This window comes from Yersinia bercovieri ATCC 43970 (assembly GCF_013282745.1).
GTDB classification, from domain to species: domain Bacteria; phylum Pseudomonadota; class Gammaproteobacteria; order Enterobacterales; family Enterobacteriaceae; genus Yersinia; species Yersinia bercovieri.
In genome coordinates this window covers 14,612-36,089 of sequence record NZ_CP054045.1, presented here as the reverse complement: position 1 = coordinate 36,089, position 21,478 = coordinate 14,612, and the positions used below count along the sequence as shown (strand labels likewise).

Here is a 21,478-nt window from a genome sequence, read left to right as displayed (position 1 = left end):
AAGCCGGAAAATTATCTTACATTAAAGTAATCTAGTTGGATTACTTTTCCTTTTGTGCTAAAGTAATCTTATTGGATTACATGGACGAATAATATGTTTTCAGCAAACATTATAAAAGTGGCTCTTAAAGAGTTATCCAAACTTCCCACTGGCCTTAAAGCTGAAATGATTGAGGCCATAGAAGAACTGGAGCAGTTAGGTACAAACCTGAAAGAGCCAAAGGTTAGGGATGTTGGAAATGGACTTAAGGAGTTAAGAGTCAGTGCTCAGGAAGGGATAGCAAGAGGGTTTTTCTTTTTTACGGTTGGGAAACAGTTTTACGTTGTCCACGTCTTGCACAAGAAAACCCAAAAAACTCCAAAGCCGTCTCTTGAATTAGCTTATCAACGAATGAACGATATTAAACGGAGCCTGAAAAATGTCTGATCATGATCTCGATATCATTCCATTTTCTGAAGCTAAAGCCCTGCTTTTAGAAGATAGTGCAACACTTGAAGCCTATAACGAAATCCAGATCCGTAAGGCTTTAATGCAACAGTTAAAAGATGCGCGGAAGGCTTTGCATCTTACTCAGCAAGATGTTGCTCAGAAAATTGGAACACAGAAGCAAAATATTAGCCGCATGGAAAATGGCGGGAGTGTGCCAAATTTGGCAACATTAAGCCGTTATGCCGCCGCCCTAGGTGGTACTTTTGTTTTCCAATTGCCTGCTAATCAATAATACTTAAATCAGGGGCCACACTTCGGCTCATGGCCCCAGCTGGGGCCAATCGTCAGCCCCACTCAGCTAAGCGGGTTCCCCGCCAAGCTTCGCAGAACCCCGCCAGCGGGTTTCTGGCCTCCGGCTAGGGTCTGATGGCTATAAACCGCCACGCGGCACTTGCTGGCTACGCCAGCGCCGCAAATGACGTCACCGGCCCCGCTGCGCGGAGACGTTGCCGAAGTTGTCCCATTTCGTTTGCACGTTCAGTGAAATTTGTTGCCCCGAATCTCACCGCCCCGCTGTTGTACCCCAACCAGGACGCCCAACAATAGTTCGCTTACGCCGCCAGCGTCACCCGTTCGCACTCACTGCGTTCGCTTGCGCTGCGGCTTTCTTGTCGCTATTGCAGTTCGTCTTAACTGGTCGGTGTACTACGCGTTTTCGGCGGCGAGACACGGGGAAACAATCATCAATCACTAGAGGGGCAAACCAAATGGAACAACAGACAAATTCAAAAGCGGCAGCAAACGCCAGGGAAATAATTTTAAACCAACAAATTCAGAAAATTAGCGCTGTAGTAGACGAGCAGCGGGCTTTAGTCGCGCAGTTGATACAACTTGGTTTTGAGGAAATGCCTGAGTATGACTTAGCAGAGTTAGTGTGTGGCACTTTGACACGCCTAGCAATGAACGTAGTTAATGAAGTGACTGATTGGGAGCGAACTAAGCCTCTTATCTTATGGGATATAGCTAAATATTGGTTACAAGCACGAATTATTTCACAGCGAATGTATGGTGAGCTAGGCGTGAATGCTTGGGATTATGCGCGTCAATCACTAGCTACAAATTTAGCTTTCGAGGAAGCAATGTATCGGCTAGATAGAGATGACTAGTAACACTCTGAGCGGGACATTAAACCTATAACGAGGTAAATTAAATGGTCAATAAAATGAATTCGGCAGACTCAGAAAATACTAATAAAGACCAGCCACTACAATATATTGCTACTCCTTATAAATTATATAGCTATGGTGAAGAACATGGGAAAATGCACAAGTTGTATGCTGAATATTATTTAGGTACAGCTTTAACTATTAGTGATGCTGTAAAAATAATTGAAAGAATCCATAAGGAAAACTTGTATGAAATTGGAAGTGATATAACAATTTTTATGCCGATGTCTTTTGAGATCATAGATAGACAAGGTGATAGAGTGCTTTGTGGGCAGTCATATAGAAAATCGATTCTTTGGGTAGCGGCAGCTACAACGTGTGAGGAAATTGATGTTATTAATGAAAAAATTAATAAATTAGAAAATTCAGCAAATGTAGCATTGCGAACTGATTATAACTTGGCTGATTACATTAGAAATCAGAGTCAAGAAGTTGGTCATGCTATCGTTGGTTATCGATACAGGGAAAATAGTGAAGTAAGGGATATTGTCTTAAAAAGTGAACGTGATTTTATTATAGCAACAGGAATAATTAAAGAAATTAGCTTTGCTGAATATCACTCAGCATTGAAAGTCATTGATAATAACACTATAATTAATAATGGCGAATATATAGCCTTTGAAATAAAAAGTAATGATGAGTTATCTACGAGTAAATATACATATGTATTTATTGATGAAGTCTATTTAGTGGTAAAAACAAGAGATATTGATGCTCATGAATCAATTTTGGAATTAATTAGAGGTTTTTTGGAATTAAAAAGTAAAGAAAAAAATGAAGGGCTATTTTGGGATTGTATAGAGGAATCTTTAGAATCTTGGAAAATTAAACACTTATGATTTTTTAGCTAATATAAAGTAAAACTTATAGGCTAAGACATATCTCATTAAGCAATTTCAAGCGCCTTGGAGATCTACCACTACAGGGCGAAAAAATAAAATAAATCACTGCTGCGCCTACGGCGCGGCGGTGCATTATGGATTAAGTATTGTCAATTATAAGTTAACTCTCTCATTATCAGGGATTATGCATTTTGCTTAGATGTCTTCATTACCCCTGATTATTTTCATTTCAAATACGCAGATTTTATACTTGGGGCCACACTTCGGCTCATGGCCCCAGTGGGGCCAATCGTCAGCTCCACTCAGCTAAGCGGGTTCCCCGCCAAGCTTCGCAGAACCCCGCCAGCGGGTTTCTGGCCTCCGGCTAGGGTCTGATGGCTATAAACCGCCACGCGGCACTTGCTGGCTACGCCAGCGCCGCAAATGACGTCACCGGCCCCGCTGCGCGGAAACGTTGCCGAGGTTGTCCCATTTCGTTTGCACGTTCAGTGAAATTTGTTGCCCCGAATCTCACCGCCCCGCTGTTGTACCCCAACCAGGACGTCCAACAATAGTTCGCTTACGCCGCCAGCGTCACCCGTTCGCACTCACTGCGTTCGCTTGCGCTGCGGCTTTCTTGTCGCTATTGCAGTTCGTCTTAACTGGTCGGTGTACTACGCGTTTTCGGCGGCGAGACACGGGGAAACAATCATCAATCACTAGAGGGGCAAACCAAATGGAACAACAGACAAATTCAAAAGCGGCAGCAAACGCCAGGGAAATAATTTTCGAACATCAAAAAGATGAAATGATCGAGTTTAATGATATTTACCGTTATATAACTGAATATGGTCAAAATACCAATACAGTTGAATCTCTAGATTTTATTAATGCAAGCTCAATCACTTTAGCAAGCAGGAATGCCCCTGATATCTACACGATATATTTTCAAGATGGAAATTTAATAGCAGCATGTGATGAATTATCTTGGAATACATGGTTGATTTAATGGCTGAGTATACACCTGTTAAATTAACTAATAAGGTGTTAATAATGAAAAAATTAACTTGTACTTTCTTAGGTAAAGATGTCAATGAATATAGGGTTTACTGGGTTCTATTTAAAGAATATCCGTTGAAGCGTGAAACTAAAACGATGTGGTTTATAAGTGATGAATTAGGGTTTGAAAGAAAAGTAAGTAAAAAATCAGGTTTAATTACAGGCATGAAAGCGGGATACGCAACAGAATTCACTGAATGATATTTCTTCTACCTATCAGTTATTGATATGGTGATTTTTAAGTTAAGGGGATTTTACTAATGGAACAGTTAGAAACTACTACCGAAGAAACTAAATATAATATGCCGGAAAAGAGGTTTTATATACCTGGGAATTTATGGGCTACAGGTGTGGCAACTTGGAAGGATGGAGCTTATATTTGTGCTTATACTAAGCAAACACTTGAGCAGTTGAGACAGCAACACCCAACAATGGTTTTGCTATCATTTGATGCTGTAGAAAAGGCGATTGAAGAAAGTGCAATAACAAGTGTAATAGAGATAAGTGAAGAGAAATACAATGAGTTCCTTAATGTTTTACCGCCTCTTGATTGGGCCGGAGGGGAGGGGCATTGCACATTTAAGTTACGAGCGATGTATGTTGGAAATATAACGTCAATATATGTTCGTTATCATGTTGGAGAATGTAGATACAAATATTTTACATTTAGGAATCGAGTGACAATTAAGCATATTGAAATACTTAATTTAGTGAGGAAGTATATTTATAATTGAGTCTAATAATTTAAAACAAAAAGCCTGAATAATCATCAGGCTTTTGTTGCATATCTCTATTGGTTAACTTGTGCATTAAGAGTTTTAGATTCGAGTTCTTCTATTTGTTTTGTCATTTTTAATGTGGCATCCTTAATTACTTTTAGAATATCCTCTTGTATATCTATCGTGAATCCATAATTCAATAACTCTTTTTTTGCTTTGTCAAAGTCATCTTTTATATCCCCTGGACACGCAAAAGCGATCCTTTTTTTTGTTGCTTTAGACTGTTCAATTATTTTCGCCATAGTGACATTTCCTTGTTTACTAATGATATCAATTTGTATCATAGTTTTTTGTTTCTATTTTTTCAACCTTGGATCATAAAGCTTCTAGTTTAGCGACCGCCAGCGCATCAGTATCCGGTGTCACCCTTAGCCCCAGCGGAGCGCGGCAGCATGAGCGCCAGCGCATCAGTATCCGGCGTCACCCTTGGCCCCAGCAGAGCACGGCGGCATGACCGCCAGCGCATCAACATCCGGCGTCACCCTTGACCCCAGCGGAGCACGGCGGCTTGAGCGCCAGCGCATTAACTCCGGCATTCACCCTTAGCCCCAGCGGAGCGCGGCAGCATGACCGCCAGCGCATCAACATCCGGCGTTCACCCTTAGCCCCAGCGGAGCGCGGCAGCATGACCGCCAGCGCATCAACATCCGGCGTCACCCTTAGCCCCAGCGGAGCGCGGCAGCATGACTGCCAGCGCATCAGTATCCGGCGTCACCCTTAGCCCAGCGGAGCGCGGCGACATGAGCGCCAGCGCATCTGTATCCGGCGTCACTCTTGACCCCAGTGGAGCGCGGCGACATGAGCGCCAGCGCATCTGTATCCGGCGTCACTCTTGACCCCAGTGGAGCGCGGCGGCATGAGTGCCAGCGCATCAACATCCGGCATTCACCCTTAGCCCCAGCGGAGCGCGGCAGCATGACCGCCAGCGTATCAACATTCGGCGTCACCCTTAGCCCAGCGAAGCGCGGCAGTACGACCACAAATACAGAGATATTTTGAACAAGTCAGGAGTGCATAAAAACTCCAAGGGAGTGCAACAATTTGAGAGTAAAAAGAAGCACAGAGTAAGACACAGGACATGTGCAGAACAACACGCAAAGGACTATGCAACCTGCAAACCTAAATCAAATAAAGCCCTACTCACCGGCATAAGGATCGCCTCTAGGTCGCTGTGCGCGATCTGGTGGCACAAAGCAGAAAGGACGAACCCAAAAGAAAAGGCAAAATCAGGGCATAGGGGGTTAGGGCAAGAAAATTTTTATCACACCCGACGCATGTAAACATGCTTTTCCCGCAGACCGCGCCAGATAAGGGATTGGAGTGTTAACAGTATACTATTTAGTCGTTATCAGCTTGCATTAATTCAATATTAAATTCAATCACTTAGCGCGTTAACGCGCTAAGTGATAAGAAATCTCCCATTTCATTTTGTCATGATATAAACTTGTATCATCATATGGCGAGGGAATTAAGATGATAGGTTTCAGATTAACCGATGAAATGGACAAGGCTTTTCTACATGCAGGAAAGGCAAAGGGTATTTCAAAACATGAATTTGCTAAACAAATGGCGTTAAAAGGATATGAGTCTTTATCAATTTCAAGTGAAAAAAAGATAGAGGCGAATATAAAAGTATCCGCATCAACAATGAATACTTTGAATAATCTTGTTGTGATGATTGTGAAGCAACTGAACCCACAAATGAGCACTGATGAAGCAATCATATTGGCTAATGAGCAGGTCTTCTCTATTTCTAAGTTACAAACAGAGCAGATAGTAAAATCGCTTGGGCTAGGGGATTAATATGTTAGATAGAAAGAAAAATGATGGTTCTTTAGTTGAGTTGACAAGAGGGGGACAAACACTAACTCACTTCTTGAGAATGCTTCACCAAATACTTTCGAGATATATAAAAATTGTTTTATTGGCGTATGTCATCGGTAGTGTTGGTATAGGTTATTTTCTCTCATCTGAGACGGATTTGAAGATGGGATCTCAATATGCAATATCAGCATTTCGAGTTGAATATTTGCTGGATAAAAATGTGAAAACACAATTGATTCTGCCTAGTGGTAAATCAGTGACGGTTACGCACGGGCAAATTGTTAGCAGTCCAACAATGAAGAACCACTTTGAGATTATCAAGGGGAAAATTTACTTAGGTGCCATTGCATCATTATTTTTATCAGCGCTAGTTGCAGTGTTTTTGTTTCGGTACTTAAGAAAGAGAGGTAAGAATGATGCTAAAGATGAGCATATAAGAGGGGCCGCTATAGGCAATAAAGAAGAACTGATCTCAGCTGTGAAGGAGAAATTGAAAACAGCACATTTGCCAAGCCGATACTCACTTAATAATGTTCCGTTACTTCCCGCGCAGGAGTGTACAAGCATTCTTTTAGCTGGCTCACCAGGGGTAGGTAAATCAACGGTAATTAGAGACATATTACGGCAGGGACGCATCCATAATGACAAAGCCGTCATCTATGATATTTCGGGGGAGTTTACCAAACGATTTTATCGCAAAGGCTTCGACGTAATATTAAATCCATTCGACAAACGTACTCATTCTTGGACTTTGTGGAATGAGGGAAGAAATGAAATTGCTTACAACCGGTTATCCCAGGCTGCTATTCCTCCGGTTGATAAAGGTGATCCATTTTGGTCTATGGCACCTCAATTAGTGTTTTCATCCATAATGGATGAGTTAGGTAATCGCACAGAAACACCTTCCCATGAGCATCTTATGAATATTATTCTACGGATGAGCGATGACAAGCTGGCACAGGTCGTTGCTCATCAGGATGCAAGGACAGTATTCAACCTTGATGTTGAGAAAATGGCGGGTTCACTCAGAGCGGTAATAACTGCATATACTCGCAATTTGAAATACCTTTCACATATGACAGGGCCGCAATTTTCTTTTAGAGATTGGGCGCGTAATGAAGATGATAGACGCTGGGTATTCCTAACTGTCAGAGATGATTTAAAAGTCACTATGATGTCTGCTTTAACCATGTGGATAGAGTCTGCATGTTCAGCAATTCTCTCTCTCGAACCATCTGATGTGCGTCGAATTCTTTGTGCTTTTGACGAAATACCGACACTACATCCAATCCCTTCATTACTTGATTTTTCAGGCACAGGAAGAAAATTTGGTGCTGTACCAATTCTTGGGTTTCAGAGTAATAGCCAACTATTAGAGAAATATGGCGAACATAGAACTAAGACATTAACAGATGCAGCCGGTGTATTTATGGGCTTTAGCATTAAAGGTTCTGATGGTGCCAGTTGGATTGCAAAACAACTTGGTAATAGTGAAATTGAAGAGGCAACAGAGAACTTTTCAATTGGTGCAGCAGATGTTCGTGATACTACCAATGTTAATAGAACGACACAAGAACGTGAACTGCTTCTTTATAGTCAAATTCAAGGTCTGGAAGATTTGCACTGCCTAATAAGAATGGGGAATGGTTTACCGGTAACCAAACTTGAATATAAACACGACAACATGCCTACAATTGCTAATGCGATAGAGGAAACGGATATATTTAAAGCACAAACATTCCAGACTGAGTTCCATATAGAAAAAGAGACAGATGCGAAGAGCACTGTTGAAGGGGTTATTAAGCATGCGAAAGCAAATAACATCAATGATCTTTTAAGCTGGGAAGCACATAAGGCCATAAAAGAAAAACAAGATGCAGCTCGCAAACAAGCGACAACAGGCAATTCATCGACGACAGATAGTGACTCAGAAAACAAACCGTTTAACTCCCCACAAAATAAAATTGAAGAAGCAATATCAAAAGCAGCCGAAGAGGTAAATAAGAACGCCTCCCCATCAATTACCATCGATACTTTTAAATTTGGAGACTAAATGCTCAGTCTTAAAAAAATAGGTAATGTTAAAGAGGCGGGTAATTACTATCTTAGCCATGATAGTTATTATAATAAAGATACTGGCGAAGTTCACAGTGAGTGGGGAGGTAAGGGGGCTGAAGAGTTAGGTTTGTCAGGGGCTGTCGATACAGATAGATTTATAGAATTACTTGAAGGAAAAATAAAAGCTGATATTCAGCTCGGGCGCACGAAAGTTAATGGAGATTTAGAACATGTACCAGGTTGGGATTTTACATTCAGTGCTCCCAAAGGTGCTTCTATATTAGCCTTGGTGGGGGATGATAAAAGGCTTATTCAGGCCCATCAGGAAAGTGTCATTGAAGCAATGAAATTTCTTGAAAAGAATTATGCTGCTACTCGAACGTATAAAGACGGGAAAACTCACCTAGAGAAAGTAGATAATCTTTTATATGCATCTTTTATACATACCGAGTCAAGATCTCATGACCCTCAATTGCATACGCATAATCCAGTAATTAATGCAGTCCTTGATAGCGAAGGAAAATGGAAGAGCCTAGAGCCGGTAGAAATGTACCGTGCAAAGATGATGGCGGGACTGGTGTACCGTTCTAGCTATGCTAGTAAGGCAAGAGGCTTAGGATATGAAATTGAAGTCACTGATAGGGAAAAAGGCTTCTTTGATATCAAAGGTATCCCCGATCCATTAAAGGGGTCTTTTTCAAAGAGACGGCAACAAATACAAGCTGCAATAAACCAAAGGGGGCTATTCGATCAAAAATCCATCGAGAAGGCTACGTTATTTACCCGTGATAAGAAAACATCTATTGCTCAAGAAGAACGTAATGAAATTTGGAAAACTACAGTCACAGAATCTGGTTTCGATATTGATTTATTTATAAGTAATGCCAAAGAGCAGCAAATTCAACAGCAGAACAGGGGGGAGCGTGATATCCATGATAACAACGGAATCGAGTCACCGGCCCCTGAAAGCAAAACAGAGTCAACAAGCAAGACAAAAGAACGACCGGAGGCAAAGGAATCCTTTTATGAAAATCATAAAGAGCAATCTGAAGCTTTTGCAGAGAAGGGAGATACAACCGATTTTTTATCACAACAAGAGCACATACACTTAGAAGAGAGCAGACACTTTGACTACGATAGCCAAAGTCTAAATGACGTTAGATTAGCCTATAAGGTTTTAGCTGAAAATGAGTCTGTATTCTCATATAAAGCGTTGCTGAAAGAAGCGATGAAATTGAGGCTTGGGTTGGAGAACTCTAGCAAAGCCGACATTGATTTGGATATTGACAGACTAATTGATGTAGGTGAGTTAATTCCAAGAAAGACTGGTTTTACAACAAAAGAAGCGCTCAGCCGTGAGCGTTTCATAGTAACAACTATGCTCAATGGTAAGGATACTTATCAAGCAATTGGTGACTTAAAAGGAGTTAAGACTCACATAGATGCATTTGAACAAAGACAAACAGAATTATTAGGACAAAAATTTACTTTCTCAGATGATCAGCGTCAAGCTATCCAGGATATGCTTTTGAGCAAGGATCTTGTTAGCGGTATTCAAGGATACGCGGGTACGGGGAAAACAACATTACTATCATGTGTTATTGAATACGCTACTAACCAGGGATACATAATTAAAGGGCTTGCACCAACAGGTTCAGCGGTGGAAACACTTCATAAAGATACAGGGATAGTAACATCAACAGTAGATAGTTACTTGTTTACTCGTAAACCTGAAGATATAGAAAGTAAACAAATAATATTGGTAGATGAGGGTAGTCTTTTAAATGCAAAGCATGTTCAAGATTTGCTTATAGCAGCTAAAAACTCAGGGGCTAAATTATTCCTGTTAGGCGATAAAGATCAACACGCGGCAGTAGAGGCGGGCAAACCATTCATTATTATGCAGGCATTTGGGATGCAGGTAGCAAGTGTTAAGACTATCATTCGCCAAAAAAATGAAGAATTACTTAATGCTGTGAAAGATGCAATAAATAATAACTTTTCTGAATCACTAAATTGGATGGGTAAAAATGTAGATGTTGATGAAAATCCGCTTGGAAAAATGGCAACGGAATGGCTATCACTCACTAGTGAAGAGAGAGAAAAAACATTAGTTATAATTCCAGAGAATAAAACAAGACGCAAATATAACTCAACAATAAGAAGAGAATTACAAGAGGAAGGTGTTGTTTCTAAGGATGAGATATCTACCAGAGTTTTATTAAATTCAAGAATGAATCACGCTAAAATGCGTGACACAAGATATTATAAAACAGAACATCTGATAGAGTTTCAAAAAGAAACCCAAGGAATTAAACCTGGATTTTATAAAATAACACTTTTTAATCACCTGGATAATGAATTAACGATTAGTTCTGATAACAAAGATGTTCATGTTTTTAGGCCAGGAGAGCTAGACGAAAAAGATAGATATCAGCTTGATGTATTTGAGGAGGAAAACCTAAAAATATCAAAGGGTGACAAGTTGCAATGGACTAAATCAAGAAAAGGACTAGGTTTAAAAAATGGAGATATGCTAGAAGTTATTAGTACGGATAGTAGTAAAGGAACATATCAGGCGATTAGAGAGAACGATGGGCAGATATTTGAACTTGATGCAAACCAACGTTTGAATGTTGATTATAGCTATTCACTTACATCCTATAAAGCGCAAGGTAAAACATGTGATCGTGTGTATGCATTATTAGTCGCAAGTAAAAATAAATTGGTTAATAATAAGTCATTTTATGTATCAATATCCCGAGCTAAGCATATCGCAAAGATTTTCACAGATAATAAAGCTAAGTTGCTCGATGCTATAAATAAGAAAGATAGTGATAAAACAACGGCACTGGAAGGCTTTTCTACAGGTCAGATGAAAAGAGAGGCTAATGATGAGAAGAATATACCGAAGGATAATCGGAAGCTTCACCAAGCTATTATGGAGGTAAAAACAGCTTCCGAGAAACTATCAGCTAAACAAGCGGTATTTAGTCATACCGACTTACTCAAAGAAGCGATGAAATGGACACTCGGTATTTATGATGCCAACGATATTAGTGATGCAATAGCTCATCTACGCCAGGAAGGTAATTTAGCTTTGTCTTCAATTCAAAAAAAAGGAGAAGGGTCTGAACACTATTATACCTCAAGAAATAACGTTCTTATTGAACGTGAGTTAGTCGTCCATCTTCAGCAAGGGAAAGGGAGGTTAGCAAAATTAGCACCTAAAGGTGTGATTAAGAGCTATGTAGACTCAAGGAATGAACGCGCATTGTCTGAAGATATTATGCCAATAAATGAGAGTTCTTTGTTTGCTCTTGAAACTATATTCAATAGCAAAGATGAAGGAATTTTAGTTCTAGGTTCTGATAATACAGGCCACAAGAATTTACTACGAACTGTAGGTAAGTCGATTGCAGAGCACCAAGAATACAAAGTTCATGCTTTTAGTACCAATAATACAGGGGTGAAGCAGATGAAAGATGATGGCATGAAGAATGCCATGTCTATTTTTTCTCATATGGATCGAATAGAGGCAAGCATTGCTAAAGGAGAGCCGCTTAAGGGGCGTAGGCAGCTTTGGTATGTAGAGAACATATCAACATTAGGGGCAGAGGAAACGCTTCGCCTACAGCGACTGGCGCGTTTCTCTGGGGCAAGGTTGATTATGGTAGCCGACAAAAATGAAAATGCGTTGTCTTGGGGGGCTGTACCGACTCTACTAAACCATCACGGAATGCATACAGTTAACTTTAATGCAGCTGTGATGGCACATAATCCCGAAATTAATAAAGCGTCAGATGCCTTAGTGAAAGGCAGGATAGAAGAGTCCCTCTCTGCTCTATCACCAATGGTTCATGAAGTTGATAGCCAGATAAAGGCCGAGGCAAAAATAGCGCGAATAGGCGTGGTTAAAGATACCTATCTCAACCTCAGTACGGAGGAACGAGCACAAACAGCGATTATTTTACCCGATCATCATACGCGGCATGCAGTAAACAGTATGATAAGGGAGGGATTAAAAGCCGAAAAATCACTTGCCTATAATGGAACTGAAACTACTGTGTATCGCCAGGTTACTTTAGATCCCTTTGAGAAGAAGGAAGCTAGATTCTATAAAGTAGGCATGGTATTAGAATCGGAATCAACTACGCAGAATGGAACTAAAGGTGATAAATTCACAATTGTAGATGTGGATAAGAAAAATAATATCTTAGAAATAAAATCTTTAGCTGAAGGTAAAATATTAAGTATTAAAACAAAGGATATCCCAACAAGTAAGGGGAATGGATTCATTTCATATGCAGTAGAAAATAGAGAAATTGTTAAGGGTGAACGAATTAGGCTCACCAGAGCGTTTCCATTGCCAAAGAAAAAGCAAACAGACAAAGGAGGGTATCTGCCAAAAAATACTGAAGCCATAGTTAAGGATATTAATGTAAGCACGGGGGATTTAATCCTGACATTAAACAATGGACAGCAAATAACATTAAACGCACAGCAATGGAAACACTATGAATGGGGATATACTCATAATCATTATCAGGTAAAAGATTCTGCATACAAACAAGTTATTACTATTATGGAATCATGGAAAAAAAACTTTGCTACGCAAAATGCCTTACATAACACGTTATCGCGTTCTACACACAACCTGACTGTTATTACAGATAATAAAGAAAAGCTATTTGATACACTGAGAGCAAACACAGGCTTTCAGAAAATGGCACTAGATAATAAAAAAGTATCTGTAACTCAGGCTGACATTAAGAATTTTGATGAGCTATGGGGAAAGTCACTTAGTCCGTTTGAGAAGAGAATTACACGCTTAGAGTTAGCTGTTAGTAAGGCCGTATCGAAGTTTGTAGAAGTTACAGCCAAAAAAGAGATTAAGACTCCTGAGTTTCCGAATAAAAATCAGCAACCGGAAAAAAATAGACCAACTAAACAACGGTCATTATGAATTAAAGCAGCTGCGGAATATAACTATCTCGCAGCTGCTTTGCATTAACGGATAGAAATCAAATTGAGTAGACGACTACCACTTACAAGCTCAATGCAACCAGATTCTTTAACTATTTGTTTAACGCTATCAGGAGTTGTACCTGTATGGCAAAAAACGCCCTTACAACCTTGGGAGTTAACCACATTTATAAAGTTTATAACATGTTGTTTTTGAATTGCCCCGTTATAACGTTTAGCTTGAATTAGGCATAATTGATGACCTATCCAAATACGTCCATCAATACCCCCATCACCGCTATAACATTTATTGCGTTCTATTGCATGACCTTGATACTCAAAACCAGTTAGAATTAGCTCTTCAAAAACATAAGGGTCAATTTTTTTAAGGTAGGCCATTTTTTGCGCGTCATTATTAAAAGCTGCTAATTTTCTTATAACGGTTTTTGCGCTATTGATCTTCATTTTATGCCGGTTAAATTTTTTCGGTTTGAAAATGAGGACGCAGATCACAATAAAAATAATAACCATAAATTTAAGAGTTATTGTATCACCCATTTTATCGACTCCATTTAGTTCGGGATATTGGCTGTAGTGGGTTTGGTTTCCGGTTCTGAATTAGTAGGGAGAGTTGCAGACACCTTAGATTCTTCAGGAACCGAGACAAGAGAGGCGGTTTGTTCGCGTTCTATCATGCGTTTTTTTTCTAAGTCGGCAGGAAGTATGGATGTTCGGATATTTTTACTGCCTTTGGATACTTGATCCTTACTGTTTACAAAACAACCTATCAAAGTTAGAAGCCCTGCGCCCAAGACTATGAGTACAAAACCTAGAACGGTACTATTCATCGTTATCACCATTTTCATTTTTTTGTGCATGCACTAAATTGAAACTCTTTACCGTCTTAATTTCAGGCTCAGTGAACAGGGAATAGAAGAGCAACAGCCAGGCACCGCTAAAAATTGTGGCCTCAAACCAAAATGATTTGGAGAGCAACAAAGGATCACCCCCGTTCGTTTGAATAGTTAAGATTGCGGCTAAAAGTAAAAGCGTACATAGATGTAAATAGGTTCCAAATTTCCAAGACGTTACAAAAACTAGGCGTAAAATAAAATGAAGAATAACGACATTGACTAGATTTAAGAAAATCAAAAGACTCGTTGGAAAAATAATAATTCCGAATAATTTATTTAAACTAACGACAACAGGAAATGCAGAATACAAAAGTAATGATTTATCGTTCATCACATACCACCTACTAGTTTCATATCGCTGTCTCTTGAATGGAAAAATGACTTAGTGACAAGTTCTGTATTTGAGCTTGATTTACTATGGTTCTGAGAAGGAGGGGATAATTCGGCAGTAAGCAAACCTAAATTTGAATCATTCATTTCTGATGAGGATGGCGAAACACCAGACTCACGCTTTAGGCGCTCATAGATGGGTCTAATTTTATTAACGTAGTTTTGCCTTGCTGTTGCCTTACTTTTGTCCCAACCAGCGTTATAGGCACCCACGGAGTTCCAATTCACACCACCTATAGAAAAATTACCCGCAAGTACCCATGCCCCAAAATTTATACTAAGGCACGGATCTTCCATTAGTTTTTGTCTGCTAAGCTTGTTATCTGTGAAAACCGGTTTATCATGCCACCAAGAATTAATTTGCATCATAGTGGCGTCAGTTGTTCTATCTGAGTTTTTCAAGTTTATGGCGCGATTGTTATACTTAGACTCACCTTCCGCAATTGCCTGGATCAACAATGGCGATACACCATACTGTTGCCCTGCACTTATGAAGCAGTCCATAAATGCGTAACTTGGAAGGGGAATTAAAAACGAAGAAGAAAATAAAGAGACTAATATTAATTTTCTCATTTCAACCCTCTGTTAGTCTATGATATAAATTTGTATCATCAAAGATTAGCATAAATGCAATTTGATGGCATAAAAAAACTATGCCAAAATTAACTAAACTTGGTTCTGGTAAATGAGCGATGAGTAAAATCAAATCGAAGCAAGAAGAACAGAAGAAAAATAAAGTAGTCAATTTGCTAACCGGCTTTTCAAGGGTAAAAAGTGATATCGCAAAAATTACAGCTGAGCATGTCGTTGATGATATCCCGGCACCTGAATTTGGTGACGGGAAAATCACGACTCAGATTTACCGCAATAAAAATATATTCGCCAAGATAGATAACAAGATTAAGCAGGTTTTACCTTATTACACAGCGCTTTACGCAGTAATAGGAACTAATTCAGAACCAGTGCCAGTGCTCATTTCGCAAGAACCCAATGATATTTCAGACGGATTCCCTCTTGTTGATGCTAAAACGTTCCAACGTCTAAGGGTTGAGGACTGCGATTTTTATGTGCTGCAAGGGGATGATTTTGTCCCCATAGCGAAGCCATTTTCTAAGTAGGTATATTGCATGAATGACACTCAAAAAATTACAGCTGAAGATGTTTCTCAATTTCTTAATCAGTTAACGCGTAGAAAAAAAGTATTGCGCCTTATGACTGCTGATCAGATAAACATCCTAATTTCAGATGCGAAAGCAGTTTTGGAAGATGTAATAGCTGATGAAGATATCAAAAAACGGCAGGAAGCAGAGCGACAAGCCAAAATCAAAGAGACGGCAAAACTACTCAGAAATGAAGGCATTGGCCTTGATGATCTAGAAAAACATATGGTAAGCCGACGTTCGCCAACTGTAGAACCAAAAACCTATTTGATTAATGGAAGGAAGATTATCTATAAGGGGTCTGGACGAATGAATAAGGCGCTAAAAGCCATAGTAGACAAAGAAGGTCATGATGCGCTCGAAAAATACTTAGTTCGGGAATGATCAGTTCAAGGCCCTGATTTTGTGCATGCACAAAATCAGGGCCTCTCCTTTTTGCACGCTAATGACAGCGAAAAATTAAAGCCCGAACAACATTGTCCCGTTACTCAGCGTTAGCGTTGCCAGCTCCAGTTCGTGTATCCTGAACCGCTCATTGCCTGGTTGTCCGTTGTCATACTGCCAGCTGCACCAACAGTAATCTCCCATTACAGACATAACGGTCATAGTCTGCATACTTCCTTCTTTGCGCATCACTGGCGCACCCACATAAATTTCTGGCCTCATGATTGTTACCTCAGAGTGAAGTGGCTCTGTCGCCACCCGTAAAATCATGCTGTCACGACCTGCGGCGCACAAGATCCATTGCGTCAGCCGGTGCCATACTAAATCTCACCCCATACTGCGCCCCCACATCCAGCGCAAATATTCGCGTATACACTTCTGTGCTTGCCGCGTCTTTGTGGCCCATAAAGGTTTGCACCACTTTAAAGGCCACACCGCTTTGCACTAAATGCATGGCGAACGAGTGCCGAAAGGTTTTCGGGGTAATGACCGGCAGACTAAAGGTGACACCGTCACGCCTTGCGCGTGTCACGGCGGCACGTAACCAGCTGCGCGGGGTTTCATCACTGATGGTGTCGCCGTGCTCGTTCACCCACAGCGGTGCATATTTCCTGGGCCGGAACGTAGCCAGGTATTCGTGTACCAGGCGCACATAGTTTTCATCGAGCAGCGGCACGATGCGTTTCAGTGCCTGGCCCTCTTTCGGGCGGCCCCGTCCTTTTTGCCGTTGCTTCAGCGTCTTCAGTACCACAAACGGCGAGTCGCCCTCGATGTGAAAACAGGCGGGCGTCAGGGCCAGGGCTTCGTTTAATCGTGCGCCGGTGTTCCACAGCGTTTCTATCAGCAGCCGTTGCCGTAAGTCAGGCAGATAGGAGAGCAATACCGTGACTTCGGGGGCCAGCAGATAGAGTGGCAATTCCGCATCACCGGAGGCCAGCACTTTTTCACGTAACGCCAGGGCATGACCATAGCTAAACAGCGGAGCCGGTGCGCGGATCGCGCTACGTGAAATCTGCCCCAAATCGTGAGGAATGATGCTCGACATTTCATTATCCGCAATTTGTCCTGAATGAGACTATTTTGACGCAATTCAGGTCGATGTACGATCACAATAAATAGGTGATCGGTCACGGCGGGTTTTGGGAGTTTTCGCTATAGACGGGAAAAGCCAAGTTAAAAAGGGTGACAACCGGAGCGTAACGCGCCCGACACGCCCCGATTGTCGGTCTCTGGCGGTATGCAAGCCCCTGAGACAGAACGGATTATAGCAGACATTCCGCGCGGGAGTAGGGGACTCGTCCGAGTTTGGCACTCTCCGCGTAAAGCCAAGTGATGCAACAGCGGTGACGTACAGCGTCGCAAAGTCGCCTTGGCAGGTATTAGAACAAGAGTATGACAAGTGATTCTCATGGTAATATAATCAGTAATACAAATTTTTGGACGTCATAATGAAAAAATTGAAATTAAATTATCTCCTTTCTCATGTATTTTTCTTTTTTTTAGGTATGTTCGCGACTGTGGTTGTTTTATGGGGCCTCTATAAAGATCCAACAAGGATAACTGCACCAGCTTTAACGGCGCTAATTGCCATGTGTACTTTCTTACTTGCTTTATGGTCTGCATTTAAAGTTAACAAATGGTTGAGCAATAAAGTTAATGATGTCGCATTCAAAAAAGCAGAAAATATTTTAGAATCATTAACTGAAATGAAACTTACTACAGATTTTATAAAATCACGCTGTACCATACTTGAGGATATAACTATTTATAGTGAAAAAGATGAAGCATGGCTTAAAGATTTACGTGAATATCTTAATAAGTTGGATGAAAAAGCGTTTCAATCTTATATAACTACATGGTCACTAATTAGAACGTTAAAATTATTTAACACTAGCGTAAATGAACTTAAAGTAATACCACTATTATCCAATATCGGAAAATGTAACTCTAAATTAAGACTGGAGCTGGTTGAAATAAATAACACCATCATGTATAAAAACTACCACTTGACGGTCGAAGCCTCAAAGAAATATATTATTTTGCATAGACAATTATCTAAATTATTTTCAGAACTATATGAATTAAATTATGATGATATTTTCGTACACAACGTAAGATCTACACCACCCGTAAAGAAAACTTCTCCGTAGTGGCTATAGTGTGCCATCAATTGCTAAAATAGCCGCCTTACCAGTTAATTTTGGGTGGTTTTTACGGGTAAACACAAACGCACTACTAGGGAAGTGACATACAACCATTAAAGCGCCACTGGCAACAGCTGGTTAGTGTTTTGCACTCTTCGCGTAAACCCTGGAAGCGGGGGGGAAAGCAGCATCAACGTAAACTGTACTGCAAAAATGCATTATCAACTTGCGCGTACTGCATTTTTGCAGTACATTTAATAAGGGCACATACCGCAGGGAGAAAGGCAATGGCAACAATTACGATACGTATTGATGATGAATTAAAACAGAGCTTTGATGATGTGCTCAGCGAATTGGGGACATCTCAAACCGAAGTAATTATTAATACCTGTAAATATATCGTCCAGAATAAGAAACTTCCTTTTGTTGTGATCGAGAAACTGAAAACTCCAGAAGAGCTGAGAAAAGAAATTCTTGATAAATTCAATCTTGCCTATTGGGTCATTAGAGATTTGGCGAGCAACCAAAAAAATAACAACCCAATATATCCCAATCACTGTAGGATTATTATCTCTACATTACGAGGTTTCACTGATTTGTTTAATAGTTTCGATGAGGCTATCGAAAATTCTGTCCCCCGCGATGAATATAAGTCTCTATTAGCGGCCTGTGGGGATGCCTTATATATCGCCAATAGATTAGACCATAGTGTTAACTATTCTGGCGCGGAATATGTTTTGCTAAATGAATTGGCCGCCTATATCAATATCGCGGTCATATCGTTCGGACGGGTATTAAGTATAGGGAAAGACATTATCCGTCATTTTCAGGTTATATTGATTGAAAATAATATAGCAATAAAGCATTGGGACACCTTTGAGGCCCGTCTCACGGAAGCGCTGGAGGAAGGCACTTTATTCCAGACGGCGGTCATTAATCTAGTCATGACAGGCCGTAAACAAGGGATTCGATTCAGGGTTAGGGACAATAGCCAGGGGCTTGATGCGGGAGCCTTACATCATGCGTTGATACCCTTTGGATTCTCGCGTGAACAGGCAGAGATCATCATCAATAATTGCCAAACCGATATACCTGACTCCCTTAATAAGGAAATACAAAATCATGACTAATATGATGATAAATAAGTGATACTGAGTGTCAGCCAAGAAGCTGATAGCCTTGACAGACATATGTCACAACCCACGATTAACAAGAGGGTCTAAAGATGGCAAGACTGAGTTTTGAGAGAAAAAAATTACTGTACCGTACCGCTGATGCGCTTTCTGTTGCCTATGATAATTTGGAATCTCTATCCTCCGATGAAGTGAGGGAGTTTATCGAAGGTGGTGACATTACCGTTGCTGCACTGGCGTATGTTACTGGTTTGCAAGAAGATGAAATCATTGAAGAGGCCGTTAAACAAGCTAAAAAACGAGAGCTTAAGCAGGGTTAATCGATAAAGATAAGCTACATATAAACCATGACGGCTATCATAATACGAAGCACCATAAATAAGGAATGAAACGATGCAAATCAAAGCTGAACAGTTTGTAACTCATAGCGGCAGGAGAGTTCTAACAGATGAAGGGCATCAAGGAATGGACGGTAAACCGAGTGTAGGTTCTACAACGGAGAAGAAACAAGGACTTGTAGCTGCTGCAATTTTTGCGAATTGTACTGATTTGGACAGCAAACAGCTTGATGAGATTATTGAGTGGGTTTGCCTCTTCAAGTCTTGATCTGGCCTAAACTGATGCAGCAAAGCCGCCATTTTGGGCGGTTTTGAGTTTTGGCACTCTAGGGGTAAACACAACAGACATAGCCAGTAGAGAGAAAGCGAGGGGCCACTGGCATGTTTCATGCCGTTAACCGGTTACTCCGGCAATAAAGGAAAGCGTATGTCAGAATTTTTCCTTCCCACGGAAACATAACCAGATATCCCTACGTTATGCTTTCAGCATGAAAGGAAAATAAGAAACAGAGGAGGGAAATATATTGTCTTCACGGGGTTTATTGCGCTAGTAAAAAATCAATCTACCTTTTAGGTTTTGAAAAAACCTATTAACAGGTAAATTGAAATCGTTGCAAGCATATTTGTATGCAAAATTTGCTTGCATATTTACGGCGATTTCCTCCTGCCAAAACAGGATTAAAAAACATGATATACTGATTTTTTTAAAAATGATAATACAACCCAGCGACACTCAATTAAGTTAAATCAGATTACATCTTATAAGGTATCCGTATGCAAATTGATAATGCGTTAACAGACAAAATTTTAAATCTTGCACAGAACGGCATTGTGCAAATTACTGATTTGCACCATTACGATAAAGATACGGTGCTCTTCCATTTTGACCATCTATGCGCGCAAGGGTGGGCAGAGCCGCGTCCTGTCAGAAATGACCGTGATGGAATTTATGGGTTTATGCTCCAGGGAATTACAACGGAAGGGCGGAGAAAATTGCACATTAAAAATCATCAAGAACACACCGAGACACCCGCCGCTTTACTGGAAAATTGCACTATCAATGGTGGGCTAGTACAGATACAGGTCGGAGGTGGCAATAACCAGACGGGAGCGTATACCGCGCAGTCTGATGGGGGCCGTCTGTTGATATGGGCTAAACGAGTGTGGGGATGGGTAAAGCGTTGGTGGGGGGGAGTTAAGCTTGGCGGGACAAACGGCCAGTATTTACCTGGCCGAGTTTTTTACATTTTTGGCCTTTTTGTCTACGATCTACGAATCTTACTGATTTTTGATTCCAACTGAGCCACGGCTTCCTGAACAGCGGCAAATATATCTCGCGGATAACTCTTTTTTTCTTTAAATATACTTTCTGCTTTTAGTGCCACATCTTCAGATAATTGGAATTGATGACAAGCTATAGTGTTTTTTACCGAAAAAGATAACGTAACTTTAAATGATTTACTCTCTTCCTGAGTAATTTCTATCATTGGGAAACCAGAAAAAGAAAAGTTGTTATCTTTTAGATCATCAATAATGGCTAAAGCAATAGCTCCTGCTACTCGGCTATTTTGCAAATCAGGACTATATAGCATGGGGAAGCCTTATATAAAAAAACAGAATACCACTTAATGTATTAAAACCAAAGCCACCAACTTTAGTGGTTCACTTCGAACTGGCGGGGTTATGTTTTGGCCCTTTGCGGGTAAAGCCAAGCTTAGAGAGCTTAGGAGAGACGGTGGTGCAACTCGTAACGAATGGCTTGAAGTTTCCGATCTACTACCTGTTGCCATTCGT

The 21,478-nt window shown here is 40.6% G+C and carries 26 protein-coding genes; 18 read left to right on the top strand and 8 right to left on the bottom strand.

The window, feature by feature from the left end; genetic code table 11:
- Window positions 1–93: 93 nt before the first annotated feature.
- The 7 genes from HRK25_RS19860 (at window position 94) to HRK25_RS19830 (ending at window position 4,269) form a co-directional block, all read left to right on the top strand.
- On the top strand, window positions 94–426 hold the full coding sequence (locus HRK25_RS19860; protein WP_012291259.1) for a type II toxin-antitoxin system RelE/ParE family toxin: 333 nt from the start codon (window positions 94–96) through the stop codon (window positions 424–426).
- Complete coding sequence (locus HRK25_RS19855; RefSeq protein WP_005279759.1) at window positions 419–721, top strand: helix-turn-helix domain-containing protein; 303 nt, start codon at window positions 419–421, stop codon at window positions 719–721. Before HRK25_RS19860 ends, HRK25_RS19855 begins: the two co-directional genes overlap by 8 nt.
- Window positions 722–1,196: 475 nt before the next feature.
- Window positions 1,197–1,595: a hypothetical protein gene (locus HRK25_RS19850; RefSeq protein WP_173361792.1), complete on the top strand. Its 399-nt coding sequence runs from the start codon at window positions 1,197–1,199 to the stop codon at window positions 1,593–1,595.
- A 44-nt stretch (window positions 1,596–1,639) separates the two neighbouring features.
- On the top strand, window positions 1,640–2,494 hold the full coding sequence (locus HRK25_RS19845) for a hypothetical protein (protein ID WP_005280045.1): 855 nt from the start codon (window positions 1,640–1,642) through the stop codon (window positions 2,492–2,494).
- A 718-nt stretch (window positions 2,495–3,212) separates the two neighbouring features.
- Complete coding sequence (locus HRK25_RS19840; RefSeq protein WP_145522595.1) at window positions 3,213–3,485, top strand: hypothetical protein; 273 nt, start codon at window positions 3,213–3,215, stop codon at window positions 3,483–3,485.
- A 44-nt stretch (window positions 3,486–3,529) separates the two neighbouring features.
- Window positions 3,530–3,736, top strand: a complete 207-nt coding sequence (locus HRK25_RS19835; RefSeq protein ID WP_145522597.1) for a hypothetical protein — start codon at window positions 3,530–3,532, stop codon at window positions 3,734–3,736.
- A 59-nt stretch (window positions 3,737–3,795) separates the two neighbouring features.
- Entirely contained in the window at window positions 3,796–4,269 is a 474-nt protein-coding gene (locus HRK25_RS19830) for a hypothetical protein (protein ID WP_032899247.1), read from the top strand.
- Window positions 4,270–4,325: 56 nt separating this feature from the next.
- Here the strand turns inward: HRK25_RS19830 and HRK25_RS19825 are convergent, their stop codons facing one another.
- Window positions 4,326–4,556 (bottom strand): hypothetical protein, encoded by a 231-nt coding sequence (locus HRK25_RS19825; protein WP_032899246.1) that lies wholly within the window; start codon window positions 4,554–4,556, stop codon window positions 4,326–4,328.
- A 223-nt stretch (window positions 4,557–4,779) separates the two neighbouring features.
- Complete coding sequence (locus tag HRK25_RS19820; RefSeq protein WP_173361791.1) at window positions 4,780–5,013, bottom strand: hypothetical protein; 234 nt, start codon at window positions 5,011–5,013, stop codon at window positions 4,780–4,782.
- A gap of 99 nt (window positions 5,014–5,112) precedes the next feature.
- Between HRK25_RS19820 and HRK25_RS19815 the strand changes: the two genes are divergently transcribed.
- The 4 genes from HRK25_RS19815 (at window position 5,113) to mobF (ending at window position 13,162) form a co-directional block, all read left to right on the top strand.
- A complete protein-coding gene (locus HRK25_RS19815; RefSeq protein WP_152411978.1) occupies window positions 5,113–5,313 on the top strand; it encodes a hypothetical protein in 201 nt (66 codons plus the stop codon).
- Window positions 5,314–5,787: 474 nt separating this feature from the next.
- Window positions 5,788–6,117: a hypothetical protein gene (locus HRK25_RS19810; protein ID WP_012291270.1), complete on the top strand. Its 330-nt coding sequence runs from the start codon at window positions 5,788–5,790 to the stop codon at window positions 6,115–6,117.
- Between the two features lies 1 nt (window position 6,118).
- Complete coding sequence (locus tag HRK25_RS19805) at window positions 6,119–8,191, top strand: type IV secretion system DNA-binding domain-containing protein (protein ID WP_005276929.1); 2,073 nt, start codon at window positions 6,119–6,121, stop codon at window positions 8,189–8,191.
- Window positions 8,192–13,162, top strand: coding sequence for a MobF family relaxase (mobF, locus tag HRK25_RS19800; protein WP_173361790.1), 4,971 nt, complete (start codon window positions 8,192–8,194; stop codon window positions 13,160–13,162).
- A 44-nt stretch (window positions 13,163–13,206) separates the two neighbouring features.
- On the opposite strand, the gene HRK25_RS19795 is transcribed toward mobF, so the two are convergent.
- The 4 genes from HRK25_RS19795 to HRK25_RS19780 are packed head-to-tail and all read right to left on the bottom strand — an operon-like array spanning window position 13,207 to window position 15,038.
- Complete coding sequence (locus HRK25_RS19795) at window positions 13,207–13,719, bottom strand: restriction endonuclease (RefSeq protein WP_005276926.1); 513 nt, start codon at window positions 13,717–13,719, stop codon at window positions 13,207–13,209.
- Window positions 13,720–13,733: 14 nt separating this feature from the next.
- Window positions 13,734–14,009: a hypothetical protein gene (locus tag HRK25_RS19790; RefSeq protein WP_032898454.1), complete on the bottom strand. Its 276-nt coding sequence runs from the start codon at window positions 14,007–14,009 to the stop codon at window positions 13,734–13,736.
- Window positions 14,002–14,406 carry a hypothetical protein gene (locus HRK25_RS19785; RefSeq protein WP_032898453.1) on the bottom strand — a complete coding sequence of 135 codons (405 nt, stop codon included), beginning with the start codon at window positions 14,404–14,406 and terminating at the stop codon, window positions 14,002–14,004. Before HRK25_RS19785 ends, HRK25_RS19790 begins: the two co-directional genes overlap by 8 nt.
- Entirely contained in the window at window positions 14,406–15,038 is a 633-nt protein-coding gene (locus HRK25_RS19780; RefSeq protein WP_050413700.1) for a lytic transglycosylase domain-containing protein, read from the bottom strand. Before HRK25_RS19780 ends, HRK25_RS19785 begins: the two co-directional genes overlap by 1 nt.
- 119 nt (window positions 15,039–15,157) lie before the next feature.
- Here HRK25_RS19780 and HRK25_RS19775 point away from each other — a divergent pair, with 119 nt between their 5' ends.
- Together HRK25_RS19775 and HRK25_RS19770 are read left to right on the top strand one after the other, a co-directional pair.
- Window positions 15,158–15,583 carry a hypothetical protein gene (locus tag HRK25_RS19775; protein ID WP_005276924.1) on the top strand — a complete coding sequence of 142 codons (426 nt, stop codon included), beginning with the start codon at window positions 15,158–15,160 and terminating at the stop codon, window positions 15,581–15,583.
- Window positions 15,584–15,592: 9 nt separating this feature from the next.
- A complete protein-coding gene (locus HRK25_RS19770; protein ID WP_005276923.1) occupies window positions 15,593–16,009 on the top strand; it encodes an H-NS family histone-like protein in 417 nt (138 codons plus the stop codon).
- A gap of 334 nt (window positions 16,010–16,343) precedes the next feature.
- On the opposite strand, the gene HRK25_RS19765 is transcribed toward HRK25_RS19770, so the two are convergent.
- Window positions 16,344–17,114 (bottom strand): tyrosine-type recombinase/integrase, encoded by a 771-nt coding sequence (locus HRK25_RS19765; RefSeq protein WP_005276922.1) that lies wholly within the window; start codon window positions 17,112–17,114, stop codon window positions 16,344–16,346.
- Window positions 17,115–17,517: 403 nt separating this feature from the next.
- Here HRK25_RS19765 and HRK25_RS19760 point away from each other — a divergent pair, with 403 nt between their 5' ends.
- From HRK25_RS19760 to HRK25_RS19740, 5 genes are all read left to right on the top strand, one after another.
- Window positions 17,518–18,219 (top strand): hypothetical protein, encoded by a 702-nt coding sequence (locus tag HRK25_RS19760; RefSeq protein WP_005276921.1) that lies wholly within the window; start codon window positions 17,518–17,520, stop codon window positions 18,217–18,219.
- 281 nt (window positions 18,220–18,500) lie between these two features.
- Window positions 18,501–19,343, top strand: a complete 843-nt coding sequence (locus HRK25_RS19755; RefSeq protein WP_005276920.1) for a type II toxin-antitoxin system RelB/DinJ family antitoxin — start codon at window positions 18,501–18,503, stop codon at window positions 19,341–19,343.
- Between the two features lie 95 nt (window positions 19,344–19,438).
- Window positions 19,439–19,666: a hypothetical protein gene (locus tag HRK25_RS19750; protein WP_005276919.1), complete on the top strand. Its 228-nt coding sequence runs from the start codon at window positions 19,439–19,441 to the stop codon at window positions 19,664–19,666.
- A 73-nt stretch (window positions 19,667–19,739) separates the two neighbouring features.
- Entirely contained in the window at window positions 19,740–19,952 is a 213-nt protein-coding gene (locus HRK25_RS19745; protein WP_032898451.1) for a hypothetical protein, read from the top strand.
- A 506-nt stretch (window positions 19,953–20,458) separates the two neighbouring features.
- Window positions 20,459–20,986: a hypothetical protein gene (locus HRK25_RS19740; RefSeq protein ID WP_173361789.1), complete on the top strand. Its 528-nt coding sequence runs from the start codon at window positions 20,459–20,461 to the stop codon at window positions 20,984–20,986.
- Here the strand turns inward: HRK25_RS19740 and HRK25_RS19735 are convergent.
- A complete protein-coding gene (locus tag HRK25_RS19735; RefSeq protein ID WP_173361788.1) occupies window positions 20,947–21,276 on the bottom strand; it encodes a hypothetical protein in 330 nt (109 codons plus the stop codon). The two genes, HRK25_RS19740 and HRK25_RS19735, sit on opposite strands and share 40 nt — an antisense overlap.
- Window positions 21,277–21,478: the final 202 nt, after the last annotated feature.

Excerpts from the sequence above, each read along its gene's own strand:
- HRK25_RS19860 (WP_012291259.1), top strand. The coding sequence starts at position 94 with ATGTTTTCAGCAAACATTATAAAAGTGGCTCTTAAAGAGTTATCCAAA.
- HRK25_RS19855 (WP_005279759.1), top strand. The coding sequence starts at position 419 with ATGTCTGATCATGATCTCGATATCATTCCATTTTCTGAAGCTAAAGCC.
- HRK25_RS19850 (WP_173361792.1), top strand. The coding sequence starts at position 1,197 with ATGGAACAACAGACAAATTCAAAAGCGGCAGCAAACGCCAGGGAAATA.
- HRK25_RS19845 (WP_005280045.1), top strand. The coding sequence starts at position 1,640 with ATGGTCAATAAAATGAATTCGGCAGACTCAGAAAATACTAATAAAGAC.
- HRK25_RS19840 (WP_145522595.1), top strand. The coding sequence starts at position 3,213 with ATGGAACAACAGACAAATTCAAAAGCGGCAGCAAACGCCAGGGAAATA.
- HRK25_RS19835 (WP_145522597.1), top strand. The coding sequence starts at position 3,530 with ATGAAAAAATTAACTTGTACTTTCTTAGGTAAAGATGTCAATGAATAT.
- HRK25_RS19830 (WP_032899247.1), top strand. The coding sequence starts at position 3,796 with ATGGAACAGTTAGAAACTACTACCGAAGAAACTAAATATAATATGCCG.
- HRK25_RS19825 (WP_032899246.1), bottom strand. The coding sequence starts at position 4,556 with ATGGCGAAAATAATTGAACAGTCTAAAGCAACAAAAAAAAGGATCGCT.
- HRK25_RS19820 (WP_173361791.1), bottom strand. The coding sequence starts at position 5,013 with ATGCGCTGGCAGTCATGCTGCCGCGCTCCGCTGGGGCTAAGGGTGACG.
- HRK25_RS19815 (WP_152411978.1), top strand. The coding sequence starts at position 5,113 with ATGAGCGCCAGCGCATCTGTATCCGGCGTCACTCTTGACCCCAGTGGA.
- HRK25_RS19810 (WP_012291270.1), top strand. The coding sequence starts at position 5,788 with ATGATAGGTTTCAGATTAACCGATGAAATGGACAAGGCTTTTCTACAT.
- HRK25_RS19805 (WP_005276929.1), top strand. The coding sequence starts at position 6,119 with ATGTTAGATAGAAAGAAAAATGATGGTTCTTTAGTTGAGTTGACAAGA.
- mobF (WP_173361790.1), top strand. The coding sequence starts at position 8,192 with ATGCTCAGTCTTAAAAAAATAGGTAATGTTAAAGAGGCGGGTAATTAC.
- HRK25_RS19795 (WP_005276926.1), bottom strand. The coding sequence starts at position 13,719 with ATGGGTGATACAATAACTCTTAAATTTATGGTTATTATTTTTATTGTG.
- HRK25_RS19790 (WP_032898454.1), bottom strand. The coding sequence starts at position 14,009 with ATGAATAGTACCGTTCTAGGTTTTGTACTCATAGTCTTGGGCGCAGGG.
- HRK25_RS19785 (WP_032898453.1), bottom strand. The coding sequence starts at position 14,406 with ATGAACGATAAATCATTACTTTTGTATTCTGCATTTCCTGTTGTCGTT.
- HRK25_RS19780 (WP_050413700.1), bottom strand. The coding sequence starts at position 15,038 with ATGAGAAAATTAATATTAGTCTCTTTATTTTCTTCTTCGTTTTTAATT.
- HRK25_RS19775 (WP_005276924.1), top strand. The coding sequence starts at position 15,158 with ATGAGTAAAATCAAATCGAAGCAAGAAGAACAGAAGAAAAATAAAGTA.
- HRK25_RS19770 (WP_005276923.1), top strand. The coding sequence starts at position 15,593 with ATGAATGACACTCAAAAAATTACAGCTGAAGATGTTTCTCAATTTCTT.
- HRK25_RS19765 (WP_005276922.1), bottom strand. The coding sequence starts at position 17,114 with ATGTCGAGCATCATTCCTCACGATTTGGGGCAGATTTCACGTAGCGCG.
- HRK25_RS19760 (WP_005276921.1), top strand. The coding sequence starts at position 17,518 with ATGAAAAAATTGAAATTAAATTATCTCCTTTCTCATGTATTTTTCTTT.
- HRK25_RS19755 (WP_005276920.1), top strand. The coding sequence starts at position 18,501 with ATGGCAACAATTACGATACGTATTGATGATGAATTAAAACAGAGCTTT.
- HRK25_RS19750 (WP_005276919.1), top strand. The coding sequence starts at position 19,439 with ATGGCAAGACTGAGTTTTGAGAGAAAAAAATTACTGTACCGTACCGCT.
- HRK25_RS19745 (WP_032898451.1), top strand. The coding sequence starts at position 19,740 with ATGCAAATCAAAGCTGAACAGTTTGTAACTCATAGCGGCAGGAGAGTT.
- HRK25_RS19740 (WP_173361789.1), top strand. The coding sequence starts at position 20,459 with ATGCAAATTGATAATGCGTTAACAGACAAAATTTTAAATCTTGCACAG.
- HRK25_RS19735 (WP_173361788.1), bottom strand. The coding sequence starts at position 21,276 with ATGCTATATAGTCCTGATTTGCAAAATAGCCGAGTAGCAGGAGCTATT.